Origin of the sequence: Nocardia sp. SYP-A9097, from assembly GCF_009649815.1 — a bacterium.
GTDB lineage: Bacteria > Actinomycetota > Actinomycetes > Mycobacteriales > Mycobacteriaceae > Nocardia.
In genome coordinates this window covers 164,045-184,574 of record NZ_WJIC01000005.1, presented here as the reverse complement: position 1 = coordinate 184,574, position 20,530 = coordinate 164,045, and the positions used below count along the sequence as shown (strand labels likewise).

The window sequence follows — 20,530 nt, the reverse complement described above, 5'->3', positions numbered from 1 at the left end:
CTCAGCCCGCGCTCGCGGCAAGGATCTGCCCGAATGCGAGACCACCATCGTTCGGCGGTAGCCGCCGATGGCACAGGACGTGAAATCCGTTCTCCTCCAGTAAGGTCCGTGACTGCGAGAGCAGTAGTGCGTTCTGGAGGACGCCGCCGGACAGGGCAACGGTTCGTGATTCGTTCGCGCAGGCGAATGCCAGCTCCAGCACCAGGCGTGCCACCGCACGGTGGAAGCGCGCGCCGATCACCGCAGGTGCGACGCCGCCGGTCGCGTCGGCCACGACGGCGGCGATCAGGGGTGCGGGGTTGATAACGAGAGGGTCTGCGGCACGGTCGATGTCGAAACGATAGGCGGTCACGGCCGGGTCACTCGCATCGACTCCGCGCGAGATCCCCTCCAGCTCGATCGCCGCCTGTGCTTCGTAATCCGCGGTGTGGCGCACGCCCGCGAGCGAGGACACCGCATCGAACAATCGACCCATGCTCGAGGTCGGGATGCAACCCAGTCCGGTGTCGAATTGGTGTGCCAGCACCTGTCTTTCGCGCGGCGGGCAGGCCGCCACCGAGGCGATCCCGGCCGACCATTCGAGTCCCGCGCCCCGCAGGTGGGCCAGCGCCATCCGGTAGGGCCTACGAACGCTCACATCGCCACCGGCCAGTGGGACGTAGGCCAGATGCGCCAGGCGGCGGTAGCCCTTATAGCCCGTCAGCAGTACCTCACCGCCCCATACCGCGCCGTCGGGGCCGAATCCCGTTCCGTCGAAGGCGAATCCGAGTACGGTGGCCGATTCGCCGAGTCCGTGCTCACCCATGACCGACGCGATATGGGCATGGTGATGTTGAACCATGCGCACGGGCCGATCACCGGCGTGCTGCCGCGCCCAGGCGGTGGACCGGTAGAGCGGATGCGCATCGGCCGCCAGGTGCTTCGGGCGCACCCCGGTGAGCTCCTCCAGATGCCGTTCCGCGTCATCGAAGGCGCGCAGGGTGTCCAGGTCGTCCATATCGCCGATGTGCTGGCTCAGCCAGGCGTAGCGGCCGTCGGCAACCGCGCAGGTGTTCTTGAGATCGCCGCCGACCGCGAGGGTGGGCGGTACCGGAAACGGAAGTGCCACCGGCAGTGGCGCATACCCGCGTGAGCGCCGGATGGGCAGCTCGATTCCGTCCACCATGCGGACCACCGAATCGTCGCAGGGAACGAGGATGCGGCGATTGTGCGAGAGCCAGCCGTCGGCGAGTTCGGCCAGGCGGGTGCGGGCGTCCTCGTCGTCGTAGCAGATCGGTTCGCCGCCGAGATTGCCCGAGGTCATCACCAGTACCTGCGGGCCGGGCCGATCCCCTTCGACGCCGAACAGCAGTACGTGCAAGGGCGTGTAGGCGATCATGATGCCCAGGTCCGGATTGCGCGGTGCCACAGACGAAGCGAGGGTGCGATCGCGGCGGGTGAGAAGCACGATCGGGCGCTGCGGGCCGGTCAGCACGGCGGCGCTCACCGCATCCACGTCGGCGATCGTGCGGGCGGTGGCCAGGTCGGGGACCATCACGGCAAAGGGTTTGTCGCCGCGGCGCTTTCGGCGGCGTAGCTCGGCCACCGCGGTCTCGTCGGCGGCATCGCAGGCCAGGTGATACCCGCCGATACCCTTCACGGCGAGAATACCGCCCGCGCGCAACAACTCTCGTGCCTGTCGCAAGGCGGTATCGCCGGTCGCGCCGTCCGGTCGGGGCATCTCGGCCCCGGAGAAGTACGACAGGCTCGGCCCGCAGTCCGGGCAGGCGATCGGCTGGGCGTGAAACCGCCGGTCGGACGGGTCCGCGTACTCGCCCGCGCACCGCTCGCACATGGCGAAGGCGGCCATCGAGGTGCGGTCGCGGTCGTACGGCAGACTCGCGATGATCGTGAAGCGCGGACCGCAATTGGTGCAGTTGATGAAGGGGTGCCGGTAGCGGCGATTGCCCGGATCGGCGAGTTCGCGCGCACAGTCCACGCACATGGCGACATCCGGTGAGGCCAGGGTGCGGCCGCCACCGGTGCGGGAAGTGTCGGCGATATGAAATCCGGTGCCGCCCCGGACCGGAATCACGCTCTCCCACACGGATTCGACGACCGCGAGCGGTGGCGGCCGTTCGCGCACCCGCCGGGTGAACTCCTCGAGAGCCGCCGGGGCACCCTCGACTTCGATGATCACCCCGGAGCTGTCGTTGGATACGCTGCCGGACAAGGCCAGTTCGGCCGCGGTGGTGTAGACGAAGGGCCGGAAGCCCACACCCTGCACCACGCCCGCGACCAGCAGTCGCCGCCGGACCCGTGTCATGGCTCGTCACCGCTGCCGAGCAGGCGCAGACCGGCCAGCGCCGCGGCGGCGCCCGCCTCATCGGTCTTCTCGATCACGAAGCCCATGTGGATGATCACCCAGTCGCCGGGTTGCGCCGGATCTTCTTCCAGGAGGCCGATATTGACCTTCCGCTTCTCCCCGGAGACGTCGACCAAGGCGACCTGATTGTGATAGCCGTCGAGAATCTCCAGAACGCGCCCCGGAATGCCCAGGCACATGGCTCACTCCTTCACTCGGGTGGCCAGCAGGTCGGCCAGCACCCGGTCCACCGCGGCCACCGCGGTATCGACCGCGGCCGCGACCGGTGCGGACAGGCCGATGCGCTCGTCTACGGATTCGATCTGGCAGCCGACGACCACGGTGCGCGGCAGTTCGCCGCCCAGTGCGCGGACACCGGCGAAAACGGCCTCCGGATTCATGGCGTGGGCGTCGAGCTGCGCGGCGCCCGCCGTCCCGGGCTCCGGGGTGAAGACCGTGACCTCCCCCGGCGCACCGTGATTCGGTATCGCATCGATGAGCACCAGCGCGGCCCACGATTCCAGCAGGTCGTAGGCCAGGTGCATACCGCGAATCCCGTAGTCGACCACGCGCACCGCGGTCTCCGGCGGCTGCGGCAGGCGCCGCACCACCTCCGGTCCGAATCCGTCGTCGCCGAGGAAGATATTGCCGATCCCGGCCACCAGCACCCGAGCGGTCATCTCACATGTGGCGAATCTTCAAGTAGCGCCGCACATCCGGTATCGACCGGACGCCGACGTACAGGCCTGCCACCACGACCACTCCGAAGACGACGGTCGCGATCACTCCCACTGCTTCCATGACGAGAACTTCCCTTCATTCCTCTGGGCTGGCCACGGGTTCGATTTCGTCCGGCGCGAAATACAGGTAGCGGCCGTACCATTCGTGCAGATCCGCGGCCGGATCGTCCTCGATGACGACACCGACGTGGGCATGGCCGTCGACGTCCTCGTGCACCGAGGTGACGCGGGCGAGCTGGCCGGCGAAGAACAGATCCTGCGCATCGGCGCGACGGGACGGATGCAGGCGCACCCGGCTGCCCTTGCTGATCCGAATGCCATTGACCGACACCGCATCCGAGTCCGGCGCGACGGCATTGTCCGCGAGCGGATCCCACCAGTCGATGCCGTCCGGAACCTCCGGAATCAGGCGCGGTGCACCGAGGTGGGGATCGCGGAGCGCACCGTGCAGCTCCCGCATCGACTCCGGCGTCATGGCGTCGCAGCGGTCGATGATCTGTGCCGCACGGGGATCGGTGGCGCGGGCCTGCGCCTTCTCCTCATCGGTCATGGTCATGACGCGCAGGGTCAGGATCTCGTCGATCTCGGTGGAGTCGAACAGCGCTCCCCGGCTCTCCTCGGCGATCTCGGGGTAGTCGTACAGGATGATCGGGGAGATCAACAGCGTGCCGCGGTCACCGGGCGCACCCGCCAGGACCGGGAAGCAGCGGTGCTGTACGCAGCGCGCCACGGCGGCAGCGGCGTCCGGTTCCGGTTCGAGCAGCGAAATGAACTGCGCACCTTCGAGTTCCGCGATGACGTGCGCGACGATGAACGAGCGTGCGATGGCATCGCGGGTATCGGCGGCGGGCTGGCCGATATTGCGAATCCGCACCGTCAACCGCATATGGGCCCCGTCGGCTTCGGTGACCAGGGTCAGCTCACCGGTCAAACCTCGGCGAGTGCGCATCAGTCGTCCGGCCGGGTTTCCCTCGGCATCGCCGATCTCCTCGACCTCGGCTCCGCCCGGAACATCCAGCGGCAGTGTCACATTCGTCATCGGCAGCGGCCCGAGGGCGATCTCGCCTTCGACAGCCTCGTCCCAGGTGATCCACGAGCGCGCGCCGACGGTCAGCTCACCGATCGGCGTCCCCGCCGGGTCCTGTGCCTCGCGGCGCTGCAGGTGCAGGAAGCGGACCGCCAGCCGGATCGATGCCCCGGCACCCGCGTCGATCAGGCATTGCGCCGAAATCTCCGAATCCTCGCCGAGCCCGGACCGCGCCGCATCCCGGGGGCCGAGCACCCCGAACTGCCAGCGGGACTGGTTCTTTCGCGAACTCGCCCGATACGGATACAGCAGATACCCCTCGTACAGCACCGCGTCCGCCACGGCGCGTACGGCGGCCGAGCCCGGCCCGGTCATAACGCCTCCTCGGCGGCACGGGCCAGCAGTGCGGTCACCGCATCGTCGAATCCGAGCATGCCGTGACTCGATTTGTAGGCGGCCAGCGCCGCGAGGGTCTCCCCGGTCAGGCGGACGTATCCGGAGTTCGGGAAGTGTGCCGCGACCAGGTCGTGCCAGACCGAGATCGGCATATCGAACTTGTCCTCGCGATCCCACGGAATCTGCTGAATCGCGAAACCGGTTGCGCCACGAAAGAATACGGTGCCGCTGAACAGGAAGATCAACGGCACCGTGCCCTCACGCAGCGCGTGCAGGTACTTGGATCCGGTCACCTCGAAGTCGTAGGTGACCGGCATCGGCAGATCGACCTCCGCGCCCCCGGTGAAGCCGGGAATCATGGTGGCGCAATGCATCCAGAGGAAGGACCGCTGGGTGTCCCGCCACCGCTCGCGCGGCCCGAACAGGTCGACCAGGCCCAGGCTCTCCGCCTCGGTGTAGGAGCGGCGATAGGGTTCGATCCGCACCTGGGCCCGCAATGCGATCGCGTGCACCGGCTCCTCACCGAGCGCGGCGATCCCGACGCGTGCGGATAGGATCGGCGCCACCGCATACGGTTCCGGCGCGATGTCCAGGACCGCGAAGGTGGTGGAGTAGACCGGGCTCATCGCACACCGCCGGGCCGCGCGCGGGCGAATACCGTGGTGAAGAAGTCGTCCAGATAGCGGTGCACGTCCTGCCCGCCGTCGAAACCGCGCCACAGCGTTCGCATCCGGCCGACGAATTCGTAACAGGCGTCGATGGGCAGCAGCAGGCACGCGGCCTCGGCGGTGCCGCGTACGGGCACCCGGATCAGCAGCGCTTCGACATCGGGGGCGAGCACGTCCAGCTCCGGATGCCGTTCGCGGACCGCACGCCATTCCGCCAGGGGCAGTTCGGATTCCGTCGCACCGGCCGGGCCCGGATAGAACGCTACGGTGCGGTCGAGCGCGGAGTTATGGAAGAAGAAGGCCAGGCCGACCGGAATATCCAGCGCGTCCCACTCCCCCTGGCTGATGGTGAAATCCGGGAACGACAGATACCGGTCCGGCACGGCCCGGTAGCGCAGCGTGGCATTGCCGTCGATGAACAGCAGATAGCAGGCGCGGCATACGCACATGAGCTGCCGGCCTTCGACATTCACCACGTGCTGATGCTCATCGGCGATCGTCGCGGCGCACATCTCACACCGCTCGCCCGCCGGAACCGCGGGCTTTCTCTCGGCGGTGATGCGGCGCAGCACCTCGAACGGCGAACTCACCCGCTCACCCCCACCGGGACCGCCACCGACAGCTCACCGGCGCGCACCAGCACCGGCAAGGGTTCGAGGTGGCCGTCACCGTCGACCCGTGCGCCGGCGTGCACGGCGTCGAAATGCGCACGGCACGAAGGGCACCGCAGCACCGCGTCGCCGACCGGGAATCCGGCCCTGCGGTGCAGCACCGCACCGGCGAGCGATCGATCGCACGCCGGACAGTGATCTCGGTAGGCGAACAGCTCCTCGCCGACGCGGCAGGCCAGGATGGTCATTCCAGCGACAGCGAACCCGCCGACCTCACCCGGCTGCAATTGCGCCAGCTCCGGTGCGGCGATCCAGCTGCCCGCCGACCGGCCTTCGGCGTGCACGCGCGAGAACAGTGAATCGGCCGCGATCAATCCGCTCGCCGATTCCGATTTCGCCGCAACCACTTCGATGGACTCGATCTCCGGGGCCGCGGCACGGACGGCATCCTCGACCGCCAGCTCCAGCGTCACCGATGACGACGGGCAGGTGCGGCAACTGCCCGAAAGCTCCAGCCGCACCATCCCTTTCGCGACACCGAGCAGTGTCACATCACCGCCGTGCGATCCGAGATAGGGCCGCACACTGTCCAGAGCCGTCTGCACCCTGCGGTGCACATCATGCGGGTGCAGGCCGTGCACGAGCAGCAGACTCGCCACCAGATCGTCCGCGGCCAGCCGGTCCACGGTGCGCGCGTCGACCATGCGCACCACGCGGTCCAGCGCGGCCCCGTACAGATCCGCGACCTCGCGCACCAGCTGTTCGGCCCGTTCCCGGGCGACGGCGCCGCCCGCCGAACTCGCGTCCAGCAGCGTCTCTATCCGCTCACCGGCCGCGCGCCAATGGTTCTCGTCGAAGCGGCCGTCCTCCGGGCGATTGTCCACGTCAACTCTCCTGTCGCCCGGCCCCGTTCACTCGGCGGTGAGCGTCTGTGTCGGTGAGTGCAATTTCTCCAGGGTCTTGCCCTCACCGAGATACATGTGCACACCGCAGGGCAGACAGGGATCGAAACTGCGCACGGTGCGCATGATGTCGATGCCCTTGAAATCCTCGCGATCGTTCTCCTCGAAGACCGGCTGACCCTGCACCGCATCCTCGTACGGTCCCGGCGTGCCGAAACTGTCGCGCGGGCTGGCATTCCACGGTGTGGGCGGATAAGGGTGATAGTTCGCGATCTTGCCGTCCCGGATCACCATGTGATGCGACAGCACCCCGCGCACGGCCTCGGTGAAACCGCAGCCGATGGCCTCATCGGGCACCTCGAACTTCTCCCAGGTCTTGGTGCGCCCGGCCCGGATCTCGATCAGCGCCTGCTCGGCGAAGTGCAGGGCGCTCGCCGCCGCATAGGCCTGGAAGTAGGTGCGCGCGCGATTGCGCTCGAGGGTATTGCTGCCGAAAACCGGTATCTGCCATTCGAAGCTGACCGGACCCGCGAGCGCGGTCTTGGGCAGATTGATCTGCACACTGTGCCCGGTGGCCTTCACATAGCCGATATCGACCAGACCCGCCAGGGCCGTCGACCACAGCCTGGCCAATGGACCGCCGCCGGTATCGAGGGCTAGATGATCCTGTCCGTGGTACCAGCGCGGTGACATCACCCAGCTGTACTTGTCGTCCGTATCCCGCTTCTGCGGCTTCGGGTTCGTGTGCTGGTTCCACGGGTGCCGCCGGTCCACCGGATTACCCAGCGGATCGGTCTCGACGAACATCTCCTGATCGGTCCAGTCGTCGTAATACGAACTACCCAAAAGGATTCGGATACCGAGGTTGATATCGACCAGGGAGGTGGTGACGAGCTTGCCGTCCACCACGACGCCCGGCGTCACGAACATCCGGTTGCCCCAGTTCTCCATATCCTTGTACGCGAAATTGCAGACCTCGGGATCCTGGAACGAACCCCAGCAGCCGAGCAGGGTGCGGCGCAGGCCCACCTGGTCGTAGCCGGGCAGCGCCTCGTAGAAGAAGTCGAACAGATCGTCGTGCATGGGCACGACCTTCTTCATGAACTCGACATAGCGCATCAGCCGGGACACGTAGTCGGTCATCAGCTGGATCGTCGCGACCGTGCCCACACCGCCGGGATATAACGTCGAGGGATGCACGTGCCTGCCTTCCATGAGGCAGAACATCTCTCGGGTATACCGGCTGACCTGGAGCGCCTCCCGATAGAACTCACCGGTGAACGGGTTGAGCGCGCGCATGATGTCGGCGATCTTGCGGTAGCCATGCTCACCCGCATGCGGTGCGTCGGTGTTCTCGGCCTTGGCCAGCACACCGGGATTGGTCTCGGCGACCATCCGCTCGCAGAAATCCACACCGACCAGGTTTTCCTGGAAGATATTGTGATCGAACATGTACTCGGCGGCCTCGCCGAGATTCACGATCCATTCACCCAGCGCCGGCGGCTTCACCCCGTATGCCATGTTCTGGCAATAGCAGGAGCAGGTCGCGTGATTGTCACCGCAGATACCGCAGATACGGCTGGTGATGAAGTGCGCGTCCCGAGGATCCTTGCCGCGCATGAAGATCGAGTAACCGCGGAAGATCGACGAGGTGCTGTGACACTCGACCACCTCACGATTCTCGAAATCGATTTTCGTGTAAATGCCCAGGCTGCCGACGATTCGAGTGATCGGATCCCACGCCATTTCGACGAGACTGTCGGGGTCGATCTTTCGGTGCGACGGCTCCGGAATGATCTGTGTCATGGAGCTTCTCCTACCAGGTGCGCGACGCGCCGGTTTCCAGCTTCTCGCCCTTATGCCGCCACTGCGGCTCTTTATCGACCGTGCGGCCGGTGATATGCCGCAAATTGCGGATCACCGATCCATAGAGTCCGGATGCCGTGGACGAGAGCTTGCCGCCGGGCGGTTCATCCATGAAAGGCATGAATTTATCCGGGAATCCGGGCATTGTGCAGCCGATGCAGATACCGCCCACATTGGGGCAGCCGCCGACGCCGTTGATCCAACCGCGTTTGGGCACATTGCATTTCACCACCGGACCCCAACAGCCCAGTTTCACAATGCATTTCGGCGAACCATACTCGGTGGCGAATTCGCCCTGCTCGTAGTAGCCCGCCCGGTCGCAGCCCTCGTGCACCGTCGCACCGAACAGCCACTTGGGCCGCAGCGCCTCGTCGAGTGGGATCATCGGCGCCTGACCCGTCGCCATGTACAGCAGGTAGGTCAGGGTTTCGGACAGATTGTCCGGCTGGATCGGGCAGCCGGGCACGCAGACGATCGGGATGCCTGCCTTGCTCTTCCAGTCCCAGCCGAGATAGTCCGGAACGCCCATGGCGCCGGTGGGATTACCGGCCATCGCGTGGATGCCACCGTAGGTCGCGCAGGTGCCGACCGCGACAATCGCGGTGGCCTTCGGCGCGAGGCGATCGAGCCATTCGCTGGTGGTCATGGGCTGACCGGTGGCCGGATCATTTCCGAATCCGCACCAGTAGCCCTCGTCGTGTAATTTCTCATTCGGTATAGAGCCCTCAACAACGAGGACGAACGGCTCCAGTTCACCGCGATCGGCTTTGAAGAACCATTCCAGGAAGTCGTCGGCGCCGCCGGTCGGGCCGCATTCGAAATCGATGAGCGGCCAGTGCACCGCAATTTTCGGTAATCCCGGGAGCGCGCCGAGCGCGATCTCCTCGATGCTCGGTTGCGTGGCGGCAGTCAACGCCACGGAGTCACCGTCACAACTGAGGCCGGCGTTGATCCAGAGAACGTGAATCAGCGTTTCTTCGGCTTTGACTGCTTCCTGAGTAGGCACGGAATTCACCCTTCATGGAGCATGAACACGCGGGGTTACGGTCTCTCCTTCGTCGAAGATCGTCAACCGGACGTGACCCCGATCACATGAGTCTATGCCCGCCCGTCAAGGTGATCAAGGCTGGTCGGAGGCAACTAATTCGCACTCCTTCGCCAGCCACGCATACCAGGCCGATATTCCGTCGCCCGTGGTCACCGACATCGGCAGAATTTCTACGACCGGGTTCACCGAATGCGCGTACTCGCGGCATTTATCCAGGTCGAAGTCCACATATGGAAGTAAATCAGTCTTGTTTACGATGACCAGTCCGGCGGCTGCGAACATGTGCGGATATTTGAGTGGTTTGTCGGTTCCCTCGGTCACCGAGATGACCACGACTTTGCTCTTCTCCCCCAGATCGAACAGGGCGGGGCAGACCAGGTTCCCGACATTCTCGATGAACAGCAGGGTGCCCGCCGCCGGATCCAGGGTGTCGAGGGCACGGTGCATCATCTCGGCGTCCAGGTGGCAGCCCGCGCCGGTATTGATCTGCACCACCGGGCAGCCGGTCGCCCGGATCCGCTCGGCATCGAGCAGGGTCTCCTGATCGCCTTCGATCACGGCCATCGGCACGCGGCCGAGCTCGCGGATTGTGCGTTCCAGCAGGGAGGTCTTGCCCGCACCCGGTGAGCTGGTCATATTTAACGCCACGATCTTTCGCCGCGCGAGCCATTCCCGATTGCGCTCGGCCAGGACATCGTTCTTCGCCAGGATCTTCTGCTCGAGAGTGATCGTCTCGGTCACCGGGAGGTGGACATGATCCGCCCCGTGCTCGTGGCTGTGCCCGGCACCGTGCTCATGACCGTGTTCATGCTCATGCCCGTGTTCGTGCGGGATGGTGATTACGGCCGCGCTGTCGTTGCCGCATCCGCAGGTTGCGCACATTCTTCGCTCACTTCCATCGACCGGATTCTGAGTTCCCGCCCGGAGGTCACAACTAGATCGGCACTTCCACAGGGGCACAACAGGATCAGGTCGACCAGTGTGAATTCGATGCCGCAGGACCGGCAGTGCGCCCTCCCCGGCACCGGCTCGATCTCGAGCCGGGCCCCGGCGGCGACGGTGTCCTCGGTGGCGAGCTCGAAACAGAACCGCATCGCATCGGGAAGGACGGCGCAGAGCGCACCCACCGAGACGGTGACGCTGTACACCGTCCGGCCCGCCGCGTGCTCGCACACGGCGGCTACGACACTCTGGACAATCGCCATCTCGTGCATCGCCGGCCTCGTCGCATAGAAGGACCAACTTCGAGGCTACCGCCGCCCGCCCCCGTGGAGAACCGGCAATAATCATCCGACTCCGAGAAGATCGGCAAATTCATGCGTAGAGCAGAGTGTTTCGCGATGGCGGTCCTGGTGGTACTGCTCGGATCGAGCGCCTGTTCAGCACATGACGACAGCACGCCACCCGACAACCGAGGCGAGATCGTATCCACGACCCCGATCGCGCAGATGTCGGCGCAGGACGTCACCGGCTATCTCACCAAGGGGAATATCGATACACCGGTGCGCAATGGCGTGGACGGCTATCGCGTTGTGTATCGAACCATCGCGGCCCGACGGCTCGGCGACCACAGCGAGCGGCCTGGTTGTCTTGCAGCGCACAGATTCTCGACGGCTGCGGGATCGCGGTCTACTACTTCGCGTACTGGGTCACCGCGATGAATCGCTGACAGACCTGGGCAATATCGATCACAACGGGACCGTCCGCGTGGCGCTGCCGCAGATCCTCACCTGGTTCCAGCAGACGCTTCCGGCGACCTGACCGAATTACTATGTCCGGCCGGACATTTCATGGAATCCGGTCGGCGTCTCGATATGGCTCGGATCGCGCGAGCCGTTTGCGCTCACCCGTCCGGCACCCACCGCCAGCGGCGGCGCGAAGCGGATCTCCGCCTGCCGTCCGGCGGTCACCACGGTGGCCTCGCGTTCGCGGCCGCGCCCCTCGCAGATCCACAGTTTGCCGAAAACCAGGACTTCGGGCCGACTCTGATCATTCAGGGTGACCTGCACATCATTGCCGATGTACTCACCCCATACCGCCCACCAGGTGGCCTCCGGATCCTGCGGGATGGGACCGGACGCGCCGACCGCCATATCGCTGTGCCCCAGCCATTCCCGCCAGGGCTGCCCGCGCGTACCGGTGCCGCTGGGCCCGGAGGGGCGGATGCGAAAGCGTTCGTCATCAGGTCGCCACTCCACCCGCAGCCCGGAAACCGGTAGCACTATCTCATCGGATTGCATGTCACACTCCCGTCGAAAGCCCTTGCAGTGCGGTCGATATCGGCTAGCGGTACTGCATCATCAGGGTCAGCAGTGCGACCGCGGCAGCGCCGCAGCCGCTCGCCAGGACACCTAGGAAGAACTGCGCGCCGACGTAGGGTCGCCGATTCGCACCGACTCGCTCGGACGAGCTGTTGACGGAGATCTCCCGCATCAAGGTCATGACCTTCGACTACCCACGTTCGCCTGTTATGAAACCGTGATAGCGAGATCCGCCGCTCATCGCACGGATTCCACCGCCTCGACGGTGTCGCCGACATAGGCCGACCAGAGGCGGCGATACGGGCCGTCCACCGCCAACAGATCCTCGTGGTCTTGTTCGACCAGCCATCGCTTCAGGGCCACCGCCACCCGACTGTCGTGGCTGGAATGACTCAGAAAGATGCGAGCCACGTGACCACCCCCGGCCACCCTCCTTCAACACCTACGAGAGCATGCATTGCCTGCCACCTCCCAACGGCCCTGCTCCACAAGCCCCAAGGGCGTGCGGCCCGCACAATCTTCCCACCGCAAAAGCCAGGCCATTATGTGAATGCAGTGCCCATTGCAAACAGCCCGACAGGAGTAACGGCCATGCGCTTGCAAGTTAGGTAAGCCTGACCTACACTATAATCGGCGTCAGGATCGAGTGAGGCCCCGAGGGCTGCGGCGGCCCCCGCTCCGCTGCCGGTGGTGGGTTCCATTGAGCTTCAATGGAACCCACCACCCTTCTTTGCGCCAGGCCCGGCGCATGTAGAACGTGTGGCGCTACCGCTCTCCGCTGATGCTCGCGCGCAGCGTTCGGATCCACCAGTCGATCATGGGATCGGATTCCGTTGCCTCCAGGCCGGCGCTGCGGCGAAATTCGTTGCCGAACAAGGGTTCCATCATCACGGCCTGGTGCAGGGCGGCTACGGTCAGTTGGATGTCCTTGCGGGACGTCGGTTTTCGGCCGGCGGCTGCGCGTTCTTGGCGGGCTTGGTCGTACAGCCGGTCGACGACCTCGTTGAGCATTCCGCTGCGGGAGTCGCGCCAGCCGGAGCGGTGCAGTGCCAGCGCCAGTTCGGCGTAACCGCCGGAGTAGAGCCGGTAGAGCGCGTGCACCAGGCCGGCGGGGTCGGCGGGGCCACCGTTCCAGGTCTCCAATACGCCGTGTAGTTCGGCTCTGAGTTCGGCGCCGCCGAATCGCAGTAGGGCCTCCAGTAATTGGTCACGCGTGCCGAAGTGGTGGTTGATCGCGGCATCGGACACGCCGACCTCGGCGGCGACGGCCCGCACCTGCACGGCGGCCGGACCGCCGGCGGTGAGCAGTCTGCTCGCCGCTTCGAGAATCAGGAGCTTGGCTTCGTCGGGTTTGCGCCGTACTCGCATGGCCATCGGCCAATACTACCTTGACGGGTAAAGGTAGCCGTCTTACATTGGACACTCAAGGTAACTGTGTCGTGCGCCCGCCGAGGAGCCACCCATGACCGAGACCGATACGCCTGTCACGGCCGATCCACGGCGCTGGGCAGTGCTGGCGGTGATGTCGTTCTGCATGTTCATCGTCGTCATGGACAACACGATTCTCGTCGTGGCGTTGAAGTCGATACAGCAGTCGCTGTCGGCGACCAATGCGCAGTTGCAGTGGGCGATGGATGCGTACACCCTCACCTATGCCGCGCTGATGTTCAGCGCGGGCGTGCTGGGCGACCGTTTCGGCCGCCGCGCCGTATTGGTCTGCGGCATGCTGTTTTTCGCGGTCGTCTCCACGGCCGGCGCCTGGTCCGGTGATACCTCGCAACTGACCCTGTGGCGTGCGCTGATGGGTGTCGGCGCCGCGGTGGTACCGGGCTGCAGCATGGCGGTGATCACCACCGCGTTCCCCGTGGCCGAGCGGGCCAAGGCGATCGGGCTGTGGTCGGTGGCGAACGGCGTCGGGATCGCCTGCGGCCCGGTGATCGGCGGGGCGCTGGTCGGTACGTTCTGGTGGGGGTCGGCGCTGCTGGTCAATGTGCCGCTGACGATCGCGGCCGTGGTCGCGATCCTGCTGCTGGTCCCCAATACCAAGGCCCCGCAGCGCGGCCGGCTGGACATCGCGGGCGTGGGGCTCTCCATCACCGGAGTCGGGCTGCTGGTGTACGGCGTCATCAGCGGCGGTGAGCCCGGCGGCTGGCTGCGCGCACAGGTCTTCGGCCCGATCGCCGCCAGTGTCGTTCTGCTGGGCGTGCTCGGATGGCACTCGGCGCGGGCGGCGAATCCGGCGCTGGATCTGATGTTGTTGCGTACCAAGAAGTTCGCGGCCGGAGCCGGCACCATGTCGATGACCTTCTTCGCGGTCAACGGCGCGAGTTTCGTGCTGGTGTTCTATGTGCAGATCCTGCGCGGCTTCTCGCCATTGGATTCGGGGCTGCTCATGCTGCCGGTGGCGGTGGGAGCGGCGCTCGCGGGCCAGCGCAGCGATGTGCTGGTGGCCCGGTTCGGCGCCGCGGCCGTGGTCGCCGCGGGCGCGATCGCCCTGTGCGCCGGGTGTATCGGGTTCGCGCTACTCGGGCAGCACGCCGGAATGTGGGTGTTCGGGGTGCTGCAGTTCGTCTGCGGTCTCGGTTTCGGGGCGACGCTGGCGCCATCGATGACCGCCGCCCTGTCGGTGGTGCCGCCCGCCCGGTCCGGCGCCGGCTCGGCGCTGGCAAATACCTTCCGGCAGTTGGGAACCGCGCTCGGCGTCGCCGTGCTGGGCTCGACGCTGGGAACAGCGTACCGGGATCGACTGGGCGCCGGTATCGATGCCCTGCCCGAGCACGCGCGGGGCGAGGCGGGCAACTCCCTCGGATCGACACTGCTCGCGGTGCAGCAGGCGCAGACCGGGGCATCGGGGGCCACACCGGCCGAGCTGGCCGAATTCTCCCGCCGCGCACCGGAATTGGTCGCCGTCGCGCAGAGCTCATTCCTCTCCGCGATGCAGGTGACGATGATGGTGAGTGCCGTGGTCGCCGCTCTGGCCGCAGTGACCGCAATGCTGTGGCTGCCCAGCGGTAAGCGGGAACAGCCCCTCGCCGAACCGGACGAGGCTTCCGTGGCCGCGCCGCCGGGGCCGTCGTGACTCACCCACGTCCGGCCGAAACGATTGGCGCGCAGGCGCTTTCACCACTCTTCGTCCGGAAGTCGGGGCACGGACCGCCCGTCGTGCTCGTTCACGGTGGTCTCCCGGCGCGCCGATCGTGGACCCGTCAGCAGGAGCTCGAGGCCCGCTGGTCACTGCTGATTCCGAGCCGCCGGGGCTTCGCACCGAGCCCCGCCGCGCCACGGCAGGACTTCCTCGTCGACGCCGACGATCTGGTGCAGTGCATCGAGAACATCGACGGCGGTGCGCATCTCGTCGGCTTCTCCTACGGTGGCCTGGGCATGTGTATCGCGGCCGGGCGCAGGCCGTCCCGGGTTCGCTCCCTGACCCTGATCGAGGTGCCGCTCTGGACGGCGGCCCGCTCGGACGACTCGGTACGAAGGCTGGCGGCTGTGGCCGATCGGTTCACCGCCGGCGAATCCGATGCCGCGACCGAACGCGAATTCTTCGCCATGGCCGGTATCGATCGGCGAATTCTCGAGGCCGAGAACGACGATCTCGCGCAGGCGCTGGAGCTGGCACACAATCTTCGTTCCCCGTGGGAGGCCAGCCCCCGGTTCGACAGGATTGTCGAGGCGGCCATACCGGCGCTGATCGTCTCGGGCAATCACACCCCGGCGATCGAGGTGCTCTGCGACGCTGTCGCCGCGCGGATGGGCGGGCAGCGCGTCCGCCTGTCCGGGGCCGGCCACGCGGTCCAGCGGGTGCCCGGCTTCAATGCCGTGCTGGAGGAATTTCTGACCGCGGCGGAACGCTCCCCGCACACCTGAGCATCGAAAAACGGTGCGGCACCGAAGATTTCAGTGCCGCACCGCCGCCGGAATCAGGGTTTCGGGACCTGCATGACCTGGATCGCGGAGATCGCCGTCGCCACCAGCTTGCCGCTCCCATTGTGGGCCTCGGCGGCAATGTAGATGACCGACCGCCCGGGCTTGCGAATGGTGGCGGTCAGGGTCAGGTGCTCGCCGACGAAGACCGGGCGCAGGAAGTGCGTGGTCAGATCCATGCTCGTGGTGGGGTTCTGCGAGGTCAGATAGCTCAGGGGCGCCATGAGGTCGTCGAACATGGCGGCGAGGAAGCCGCCCTGCAGCAGGCCCATCACATTGCCGTACTTCGCGGGGATCTCGACGGTCGCCGAAAGCGATTGGCCGGGAACGAATTCCTCGTACAGCAGGCCCAGGGTCGTGGTCGAGGGCGGCGGCAGCTGCAACTCGATTCCGGGCGGGACCGGCAGATTGTCGAAGGCCGCGATCGCCTGCTTGACGATCTCCTCGTGCCCTTTGATGACGGTTTCATTGGCCATGGATGGCTCCTGTCTCGCCTCGAACAATGTCGTCGTAGTGCTCGTGCGTGAGTTCCCGGTAGCCGTCGGCCGCATCGCGGATATAGATGGGCTCCCCGTCCCGTGGCGCGAAACCCTCACGCTGCAGCGTGAGCTTGGAAAGCTTCAGTGTCGCAGTGGTTTCCAGTGTCGAACGTACCCGAATGAAGACCGGTTGGGCATAAGACGGCAGGGCCGCGTCCAGATGCGCGGCCAGCGCCGCACCATCGAATCGGGCACCGTCCGCGAGCACGACGGCCGCCATCCCGGCCCGGCCTTCACGGCCCGGTACGGTGACGCCGTACACGCTGGCGGCGGCAATGCCGGGCCACCGCGCGAGCTGCTCCTGTACCTCGGTGGTCGAGACGTTCTCACCCTTGTTGCGGAAGGTGTCCCCGAGCCGATCCACGAAGAACAGATTCTTGCGCTCGTCCAGGCGAAACGCGTCCCCGGTATTGAACAGTGCGTCGCCGGCGCGGAAGGCATCGGTGAGGACCTTCGCGCTGGTGGCCTCGGTATCGCGATAGCCGGCGAACGGGGTGCGCTTGCGGATCGGCCCGAGCAGAACCCCGACATCGCCTGGGCCGCACGGCACCAGACGACCCGCGTTCCGCACGAAGTCGTCCCGCTCGAAGTCCCACTTCGCCAGTTTTCCGCCCAGCCGCAGCGTGCCGACCGACCCGACCGTCCCGGACAGGTTGAGCGTGGCGATATTTCCCTCGGTGGACGCGTACATTTCGACGATTCGCGGTATCGCGAACCGATCCTGAAGTTTCACCCAGGCATCGGACTGCAACCCCTGCCCGACGATCACCCGCACCCGGTGCCGGTTGTCGTACTCGCCGGGCGGGGTATTGACCAGATACCGGCACATCTCACCGATGTAGTTGAAACCCGTTGCCTCGAAACGGTGTATGTCCCGCCAGAAACCACCGGCGGAGAATCTCCGACCCAGCGCCAGCGTGGATCCGTGGGTGAGAACGCTCGCCAGGGAAATGACCAGGGCGTGCGTGTGGAACAGCGGCAGGCAGTTGTACACCACGTCCCCCGGTTCGAAACGCCACGCCAGAGCGCCGAGCACCCGGCCGACGGTGGTCAGCCGCTGGTAGCTCATGACGGCGGCCTTGGGGAGCCCGGTCGTTCCGCTGGTGAAAACGTAAGCGCCCGTGTCCCCGAGGGTGCTGCGGGCGGTATCGGGCGGATCGGTGACCGTCCGGCTCGGCTCGAAACGCGCGAGTCCCGCTGTGTCACAGTGGGTTACGCCCGGGTCCTCGTCGACCAGGCACCGGTCCGCCAACTCCCCCACCCGCTCCCGGATGGTCAGGAACGCGGGCAGGCACTCCGAGCCGACGATCATGTGCCGGGCCCCGCATACCGTCAGCGCGTGTGCCAGCCCGTCCCCTCGCGCCTGCGTATTGACAAGGGCCACAACGATTCCGAGCTTGCCCGCCGCCAGATAGTGCCAGAGGAATTCCGGGCGGTTCTCCATGAGCAATGCCAGGACATCGCCCCGGCCCATACCCGCGGCGAGATAGGCGTGCGCGATGCCGTTCACAATGCGATCGGCCTGCCCGTAGTCGAAGCGCCGATCCTCGTAGAGTAGGAACGAGTGCGCCGGCTGCGTGCGACTGCGCCGCTCGAGTTCGAGCGCCAGTGTCCGGTGCGAGCCGGCGCCCTCGAGCACGCCGCGCGCGAGAGTCGCGTACGACCCGATGCGGTGCGCCGGCACGCTAGGCGCCCTCGGGCCGCGGCGCCGGGGCCATGGCGGCGAAGTACATCTGCTGCGCCACCTCCGCGACCAGATCCCAGCGCTCCCAGGTCATGGGCGTCGGTTCCGTCCCGGGCACGAACCGGTAGCGGGACAGATCCTCGATGCCCTTGAGCTGAGCCAGAATCTCGTCATCGATCAGGGCATTGCCGGTGAACTTCGCCGGATCCTGTTCCAGCACAGCCATAATGGCGTCGACCACAATGTCCTCGGTCCGCCAATCCTCGGCGCTGCCGATGGCGAGATTCTGTGTCGCCAGCGTCCCGATCAGGGTGCGCGTCCAGACCGTATTGCAGGCGATCCCGTCCGCCGCGACCTCTTTCCCCAGGCCCAGGGTGAGCAGGGTGGCATTGAGCTTCGAGGACATATAGGCCACCTTGCCGCCCATATGCCGAATCCCCTCGGGATCCAGCGGCGGACTCAGGTTGACGATATGACCCCATCCGCCCGCACGCATATGCGGAATGCAGTGGTGCGCAAGGAGAAACGGCGCCCGGGCATTGATGTTCATGACCAGGTCGTACCGTTTGTGCGGGGTGCCCTCGACCGACTGCAACCACATCGCACCGGCATTGTTGACCAGAATGTCGATGCGCCCGAACCGCTCCACCGTCCGATCGACCAGATTCTTCAGATCCGCGTCGTCACGCACATCGCAGCGCAGCCCCAGCGCCTGTGCCCCACGCGCTTCGACCTCCCGCACGGTCTCCGGCACACTGCCCGGCAACCGGCCGCCGTCCTGCATCGTCTTCGCGCCGATGACGATATTCACGCCCTGCTCGGCCAGGGCAAGGGCCAGTGCCTTGCCGATGCCCCGACTGCCACCGGTGATGATCGCTACCCGGCCTTCGAACTCTGTCACCTTCGGCTCCTCTCGATTGTCTCGACCGTGGTCACTCGGCGACGGCCGCGACGCGTTCGCGCTCGGGAAGGTCGAAGCGTTTGGCGACCTCCTGTTCGAACGACTCGGCCCACGCCTCCAAGCGGTCGACATTGCGCCGCATATCGCGGAAGGTCTGGTCGGCGGTCTTCTCGGTGAGCAGGTCCAGGTGCAGCTGTGCGCAGATCGGCACCTTGGAGTACTCCACGAACAGGTACTTGTCCGGCTGCGGGGCCTGGGCGCCGAACGCGCGCAGATTCGCCTGCATGCGCGACTGAATACCCTTGAATCGTGTTGCGATCGGATGGAATTCGTCCGCCGCGTCCGTATTGCCCAGCAATCCCCGGAACAGCAGCTGGGAGGGCAGCGCCCAGTAGAAGGAGGTATCCCACATCACCTTGGTGAACATGGCGGGCGCGCTGCCGAAGATGGAGTAGTTCCGGTGATACATGCCCAGGTAGTTCGGCCACATATCGTCGAGCATCAGCCGGTTGAAGGTCCCTGCGACCTCAGCGGTCAAGCGGCCCTTGCGATCCAGTTCGATCAGACGGGTGGTGATGGTGTTGGTGTAGGCGATGTAGTCCGATCCCGGGCTGTAGAAGGCGTCCAGGAAGATGCCCGCCTCACCGACACAGGCCCAGCGCTGATGCGAGAAGATCTGCTCGGACGCATAACTCGCATTGCGCACCTGCAGGAAGTCGATCGGCTCGGCCCGATCGATGAACGATGCCAGCGCCGGCTCGTGCTCGGTAATCCATTGCCGCGCTTTCTTTTCCGTCCCGTAGCTGCGGAAGGGGTGGATGTCCTCATCGGTGACGATGCCGATGCTCGTGTTCCCGGAGGAGAGCGGGATCATCCATACCCAATATCCCTTGCCCATCAGGTGATTGGTCGAGAACCACCGGCGTTCCTGGGTGGGCGGACGCCACGTCGGGTTCGCGGTATCGGTCATGCGCTCGACGTCGTATTCGCCACGGAAGCGCCACCACGCCGCATTGATCTTGTGCGGACTCGGCGCGCTCAGGCCGAGTTTGCGCTGCAGCAGCCGCTGCCGCCCGGACGCGTCGACGACGAAGCGCGCCCGCACCGTCTGCTCACCGCTCCCCGCCACCTCGAAATGCACGAGGTGGTCCTCGTCGGTGCTCGACAATTCGATGTCGAGCACCTTCGCCTGTTCGACGAGTTCGATGCCGAGTTCGCCGGTGCCCTCGCGCAGATCCTTCTCGAATCTGCCGCGGTCGATCTGGTACGACGTCACCCGCGGGAACCGCCGGGCCCCCAGCTCGGGCCGAGCCTCCAATGGCCCGTGCGAATCGCCGAAGAACATTCGCAGCCCGAGCTTGTGCAGGTGCCGCCTGTTGAGATACCCGGTGAGGCCGAGTTGTTCGCCGAAGTAGTGCGCACCTCCCTCGACCGTCGCCTCACCCACTTTGTAAGCGCCGTCGGGGATTTCGCCCCCGCTGCGCTCCAGCACCAGCACCGTGAGATCGGGCATGGCCCGCCGGAGCTGTCTGGACAGCGTCAGTCCTGCCAGACCGCCACCGCAGATCACGACGTCGTACCGTTTCGCCGATTGCATCATTCTGCTCCGTTCAAGC

23 protein-coding genes are annotated in these 20,530 nt (G+C 66.0%); 3 read left to right on the top strand and 20 right to left on the bottom strand.

Annotated elements, in window-relative coordinates:
* Position 1: 1 nt before the first annotated feature.
* The 12 genes from hypF to GFY24_RS13240 form a co-directional block, all read right to left on the bottom strand.
* Positions 2–2,305 carry a carbamoyltransferase HypF gene (gene hypF / locus GFY24_RS13290; RefSeq protein ID WP_153805335.1) on the bottom strand — a complete coding sequence of 768 codons (2,304 nt, stop codon included), beginning with the start codon at positions 2,303–2,305 and terminating at the stop codon, positions 2–4.
* Positions 2,302–2,544, bottom strand: a complete 243-nt coding sequence (locus GFY24_RS13285) for a HypC/HybG/HupF family hydrogenase formation chaperone (protein WP_153805334.1) — start codon at positions 2,542–2,544, stop codon at positions 2,302–2,304. Before GFY24_RS13285 ends, hypF begins: the two co-directional genes overlap by 4 nt.
* A gap of 3 nt (positions 2,545–2,547) precedes the next feature.
* Positions 2,548–3,024, bottom strand: a complete 477-nt coding sequence (locus GFY24_RS13280; RefSeq protein ID WP_153805333.1) for a hydrogenase maturation protease — start codon at positions 3,022–3,024, stop codon at positions 2,548–2,550.
* Position 3,025: 1 nt separating this feature from the next.
* A complete protein-coding gene (locus GFY24_RS43685) occupies positions 3,026–3,145 on the bottom strand; it encodes a hypothetical protein (RefSeq protein WP_375336038.1) in 120 nt (39 codons plus the stop codon).
* Positions 3,146–3,160: 15 nt separating this feature from the next.
* Complete coding sequence (locus GFY24_RS13275) at positions 3,161–4,486, bottom strand: hypothetical protein (protein WP_153805332.1); 1,326 nt, start codon at positions 4,484–4,486, stop codon at positions 3,161–3,163.
* The gene (locus GFY24_RS13270; RefSeq protein ID WP_153805331.1) at positions 4,483–5,133 is read right to left on the bottom strand and encodes a DUF6084 family protein; all 651 of its coding nucleotides are present in this window, start codon (positions 5,131–5,133) and stop codon (positions 4,483–4,485) included. The genes GFY24_RS13275 and GFY24_RS13270 overlap by 4 nt, the downstream gene beginning before the upstream one ends.
* Complete coding sequence (locus GFY24_RS13265) at positions 5,130–5,765, bottom strand: DUF5947 family protein (protein ID WP_309230805.1); 636 nt, start codon at positions 5,763–5,765, stop codon at positions 5,130–5,132. Before GFY24_RS13265 ends, GFY24_RS13270 begins: the two co-directional genes overlap by 4 nt.
* Complete coding sequence (locus GFY24_RS13260; RefSeq protein ID WP_309230804.1) at positions 5,762–6,670, bottom strand: NifU family protein; 909 nt, start codon at positions 6,668–6,670, stop codon at positions 5,762–5,764. The genes GFY24_RS13265 and GFY24_RS13260 overlap by 4 nt, the downstream gene beginning before the upstream one ends.
* Positions 6,671–6,697: 27 nt before the next feature.
* Positions 6,698–8,494, bottom strand: a complete 1,797-nt coding sequence (locus GFY24_RS13255; protein ID WP_153805330.1) for a nickel-dependent hydrogenase large subunit — start codon at positions 8,492–8,494, stop codon at positions 6,698–6,700.
* 10 nt (positions 8,495–8,504) lie between these two features.
* Positions 8,505–9,560, bottom strand: coding sequence for a hydrogenase expression protein HypE (locus GFY24_RS13250; protein ID WP_309230803.1), 1,056 nt, complete (start codon positions 9,558–9,560; stop codon positions 8,505–8,507).
* Positions 9,561–9,674: 114 nt separating this feature from the next.
* Positions 9,675–10,484 carry a hydrogenase nickel incorporation protein HypB gene (hypB, locus tag GFY24_RS13245; RefSeq protein WP_153805329.1) on the bottom strand — a complete coding sequence of 270 codons (810 nt, stop codon included), beginning with the start codon at positions 10,482–10,484 and terminating at the stop codon, positions 9,675–9,677.
* Positions 10,442–10,816 (bottom strand): hydrogenase maturation nickel metallochaperone HypA, encoded by a 375-nt coding sequence (locus GFY24_RS13240; protein WP_153805328.1) that lies wholly within the window; start codon positions 10,814–10,816, stop codon positions 10,442–10,444. The genes hypB and GFY24_RS13240 overlap by 43 nt, the downstream gene beginning before the upstream one ends.
* Positions 10,817–11,111: 295 nt before the next feature.
* Here GFY24_RS13240 and GFY24_RS13235 point away from each other — a divergent pair, with 295 nt between their 5' ends.
* Positions 11,112–11,363: a hypothetical protein gene (locus tag GFY24_RS13235; protein WP_153805327.1), complete on the top strand. Its 252-nt coding sequence runs from the start codon at positions 11,112–11,114 to the stop codon at positions 11,361–11,363.
* A gap of 8 nt (positions 11,364–11,371) precedes the next feature.
* Here the strand turns inward: GFY24_RS13235 and GFY24_RS13230 are convergent, their stop codons facing one another.
* The 4 genes from GFY24_RS13230 to GFY24_RS13215 all read right to left on the bottom strand — a co-directional run bounded on the left by GFY24_RS13230 (position 11,372) and on the right by GFY24_RS13215 (position 13,237).
* Positions 11,372–11,842, bottom strand: a complete 471-nt coding sequence (locus GFY24_RS13230) for a hypothetical protein (protein WP_153805326.1) — start codon at positions 11,840–11,842, stop codon at positions 11,372–11,374.
* A gap of 43 nt (positions 11,843–11,885) precedes the next feature.
* The gene (locus GFY24_RS13225) at positions 11,886–12,044 is read right to left on the bottom strand and encodes a hypothetical protein (protein WP_153805325.1); all 159 of its coding nucleotides are present in this window, start codon (positions 12,042–12,044) and stop codon (positions 11,886–11,888) included.
* 56 nt (positions 12,045–12,100) lie between these two features.
* Positions 12,101–12,274 carry a hypothetical protein gene (locus GFY24_RS13220; protein ID WP_153805324.1) on the bottom strand — a complete coding sequence of 58 codons (174 nt, stop codon included), beginning with the start codon at positions 12,272–12,274 and terminating at the stop codon, positions 12,101–12,103.
* Positions 12,275–12,628: 354 nt separating this feature from the next.
* Positions 12,629–13,237, bottom strand: coding sequence for a TetR/AcrR family transcriptional regulator (locus tag GFY24_RS13215; RefSeq protein WP_228566266.1), 609 nt, complete (start codon positions 13,235–13,237; stop codon positions 12,629–12,631).
* 88 nt (positions 13,238–13,325) lie between these two features.
* On the opposite strand from GFY24_RS13215, the gene GFY24_RS13210 reads away from it, so the two are divergent.
* Together GFY24_RS13210 and GFY24_RS13205 are read left to right on the top strand one after the other, a co-directional pair.
* Positions 13,326–14,942, top strand: a complete 1,617-nt coding sequence (locus GFY24_RS13210) for an MFS transporter (protein WP_153805323.1) — start codon at positions 13,326–13,328, stop codon at positions 14,940–14,942.
* A gap of 83 nt (positions 14,943–15,025) precedes the next feature.
* Positions 15,026–15,733, top strand: a complete 708-nt coding sequence (locus GFY24_RS13205) for an alpha/beta fold hydrolase (protein ID WP_309230802.1) — start codon at positions 15,026–15,028, stop codon at positions 15,731–15,733.
* 53 nt (positions 15,734–15,786) lie between these two features.
* Here the strand turns inward: GFY24_RS13205 and GFY24_RS13200 are convergent, their stop codons facing one another.
* From GFY24_RS13200 to GFY24_RS13185, 4 genes are read right to left on the bottom strand one after another with little or no spacing between them, the layout of a single operon-like run.
* Positions 15,787–16,266, bottom strand: a complete 480-nt coding sequence (locus GFY24_RS13200; protein WP_194852851.1) for a PaaI family thioesterase — start codon at positions 16,264–16,266, stop codon at positions 15,787–15,789.
* Positions 16,256–18,013: a long-chain-acyl-CoA synthetase gene (locus GFY24_RS13195; protein WP_153805320.1), complete on the bottom strand. Its 1,758-nt coding sequence runs from the start codon at positions 18,011–18,013 to the stop codon at positions 16,256–16,258. Before GFY24_RS13195 ends, GFY24_RS13200 begins: the two co-directional genes overlap by 11 nt.
* Position 18,014: 1 nt before the next feature.
* Positions 18,015–18,914, bottom strand: coding sequence for an SDR family oxidoreductase (locus tag GFY24_RS13190; RefSeq protein ID WP_194852850.1), 900 nt, complete (start codon positions 18,912–18,914; stop codon positions 18,015–18,017).
* A 31-nt stretch (positions 18,915–18,945) separates the two neighbouring features.
* Positions 18,946–20,514, bottom strand: coding sequence for an NAD(P)/FAD-dependent oxidoreductase (locus GFY24_RS13185; RefSeq protein WP_153805318.1), 1,569 nt, complete (start codon positions 20,512–20,514; stop codon positions 18,946–18,948).
* Positions 20,515–20,530: the final 16 nt, after the last annotated feature.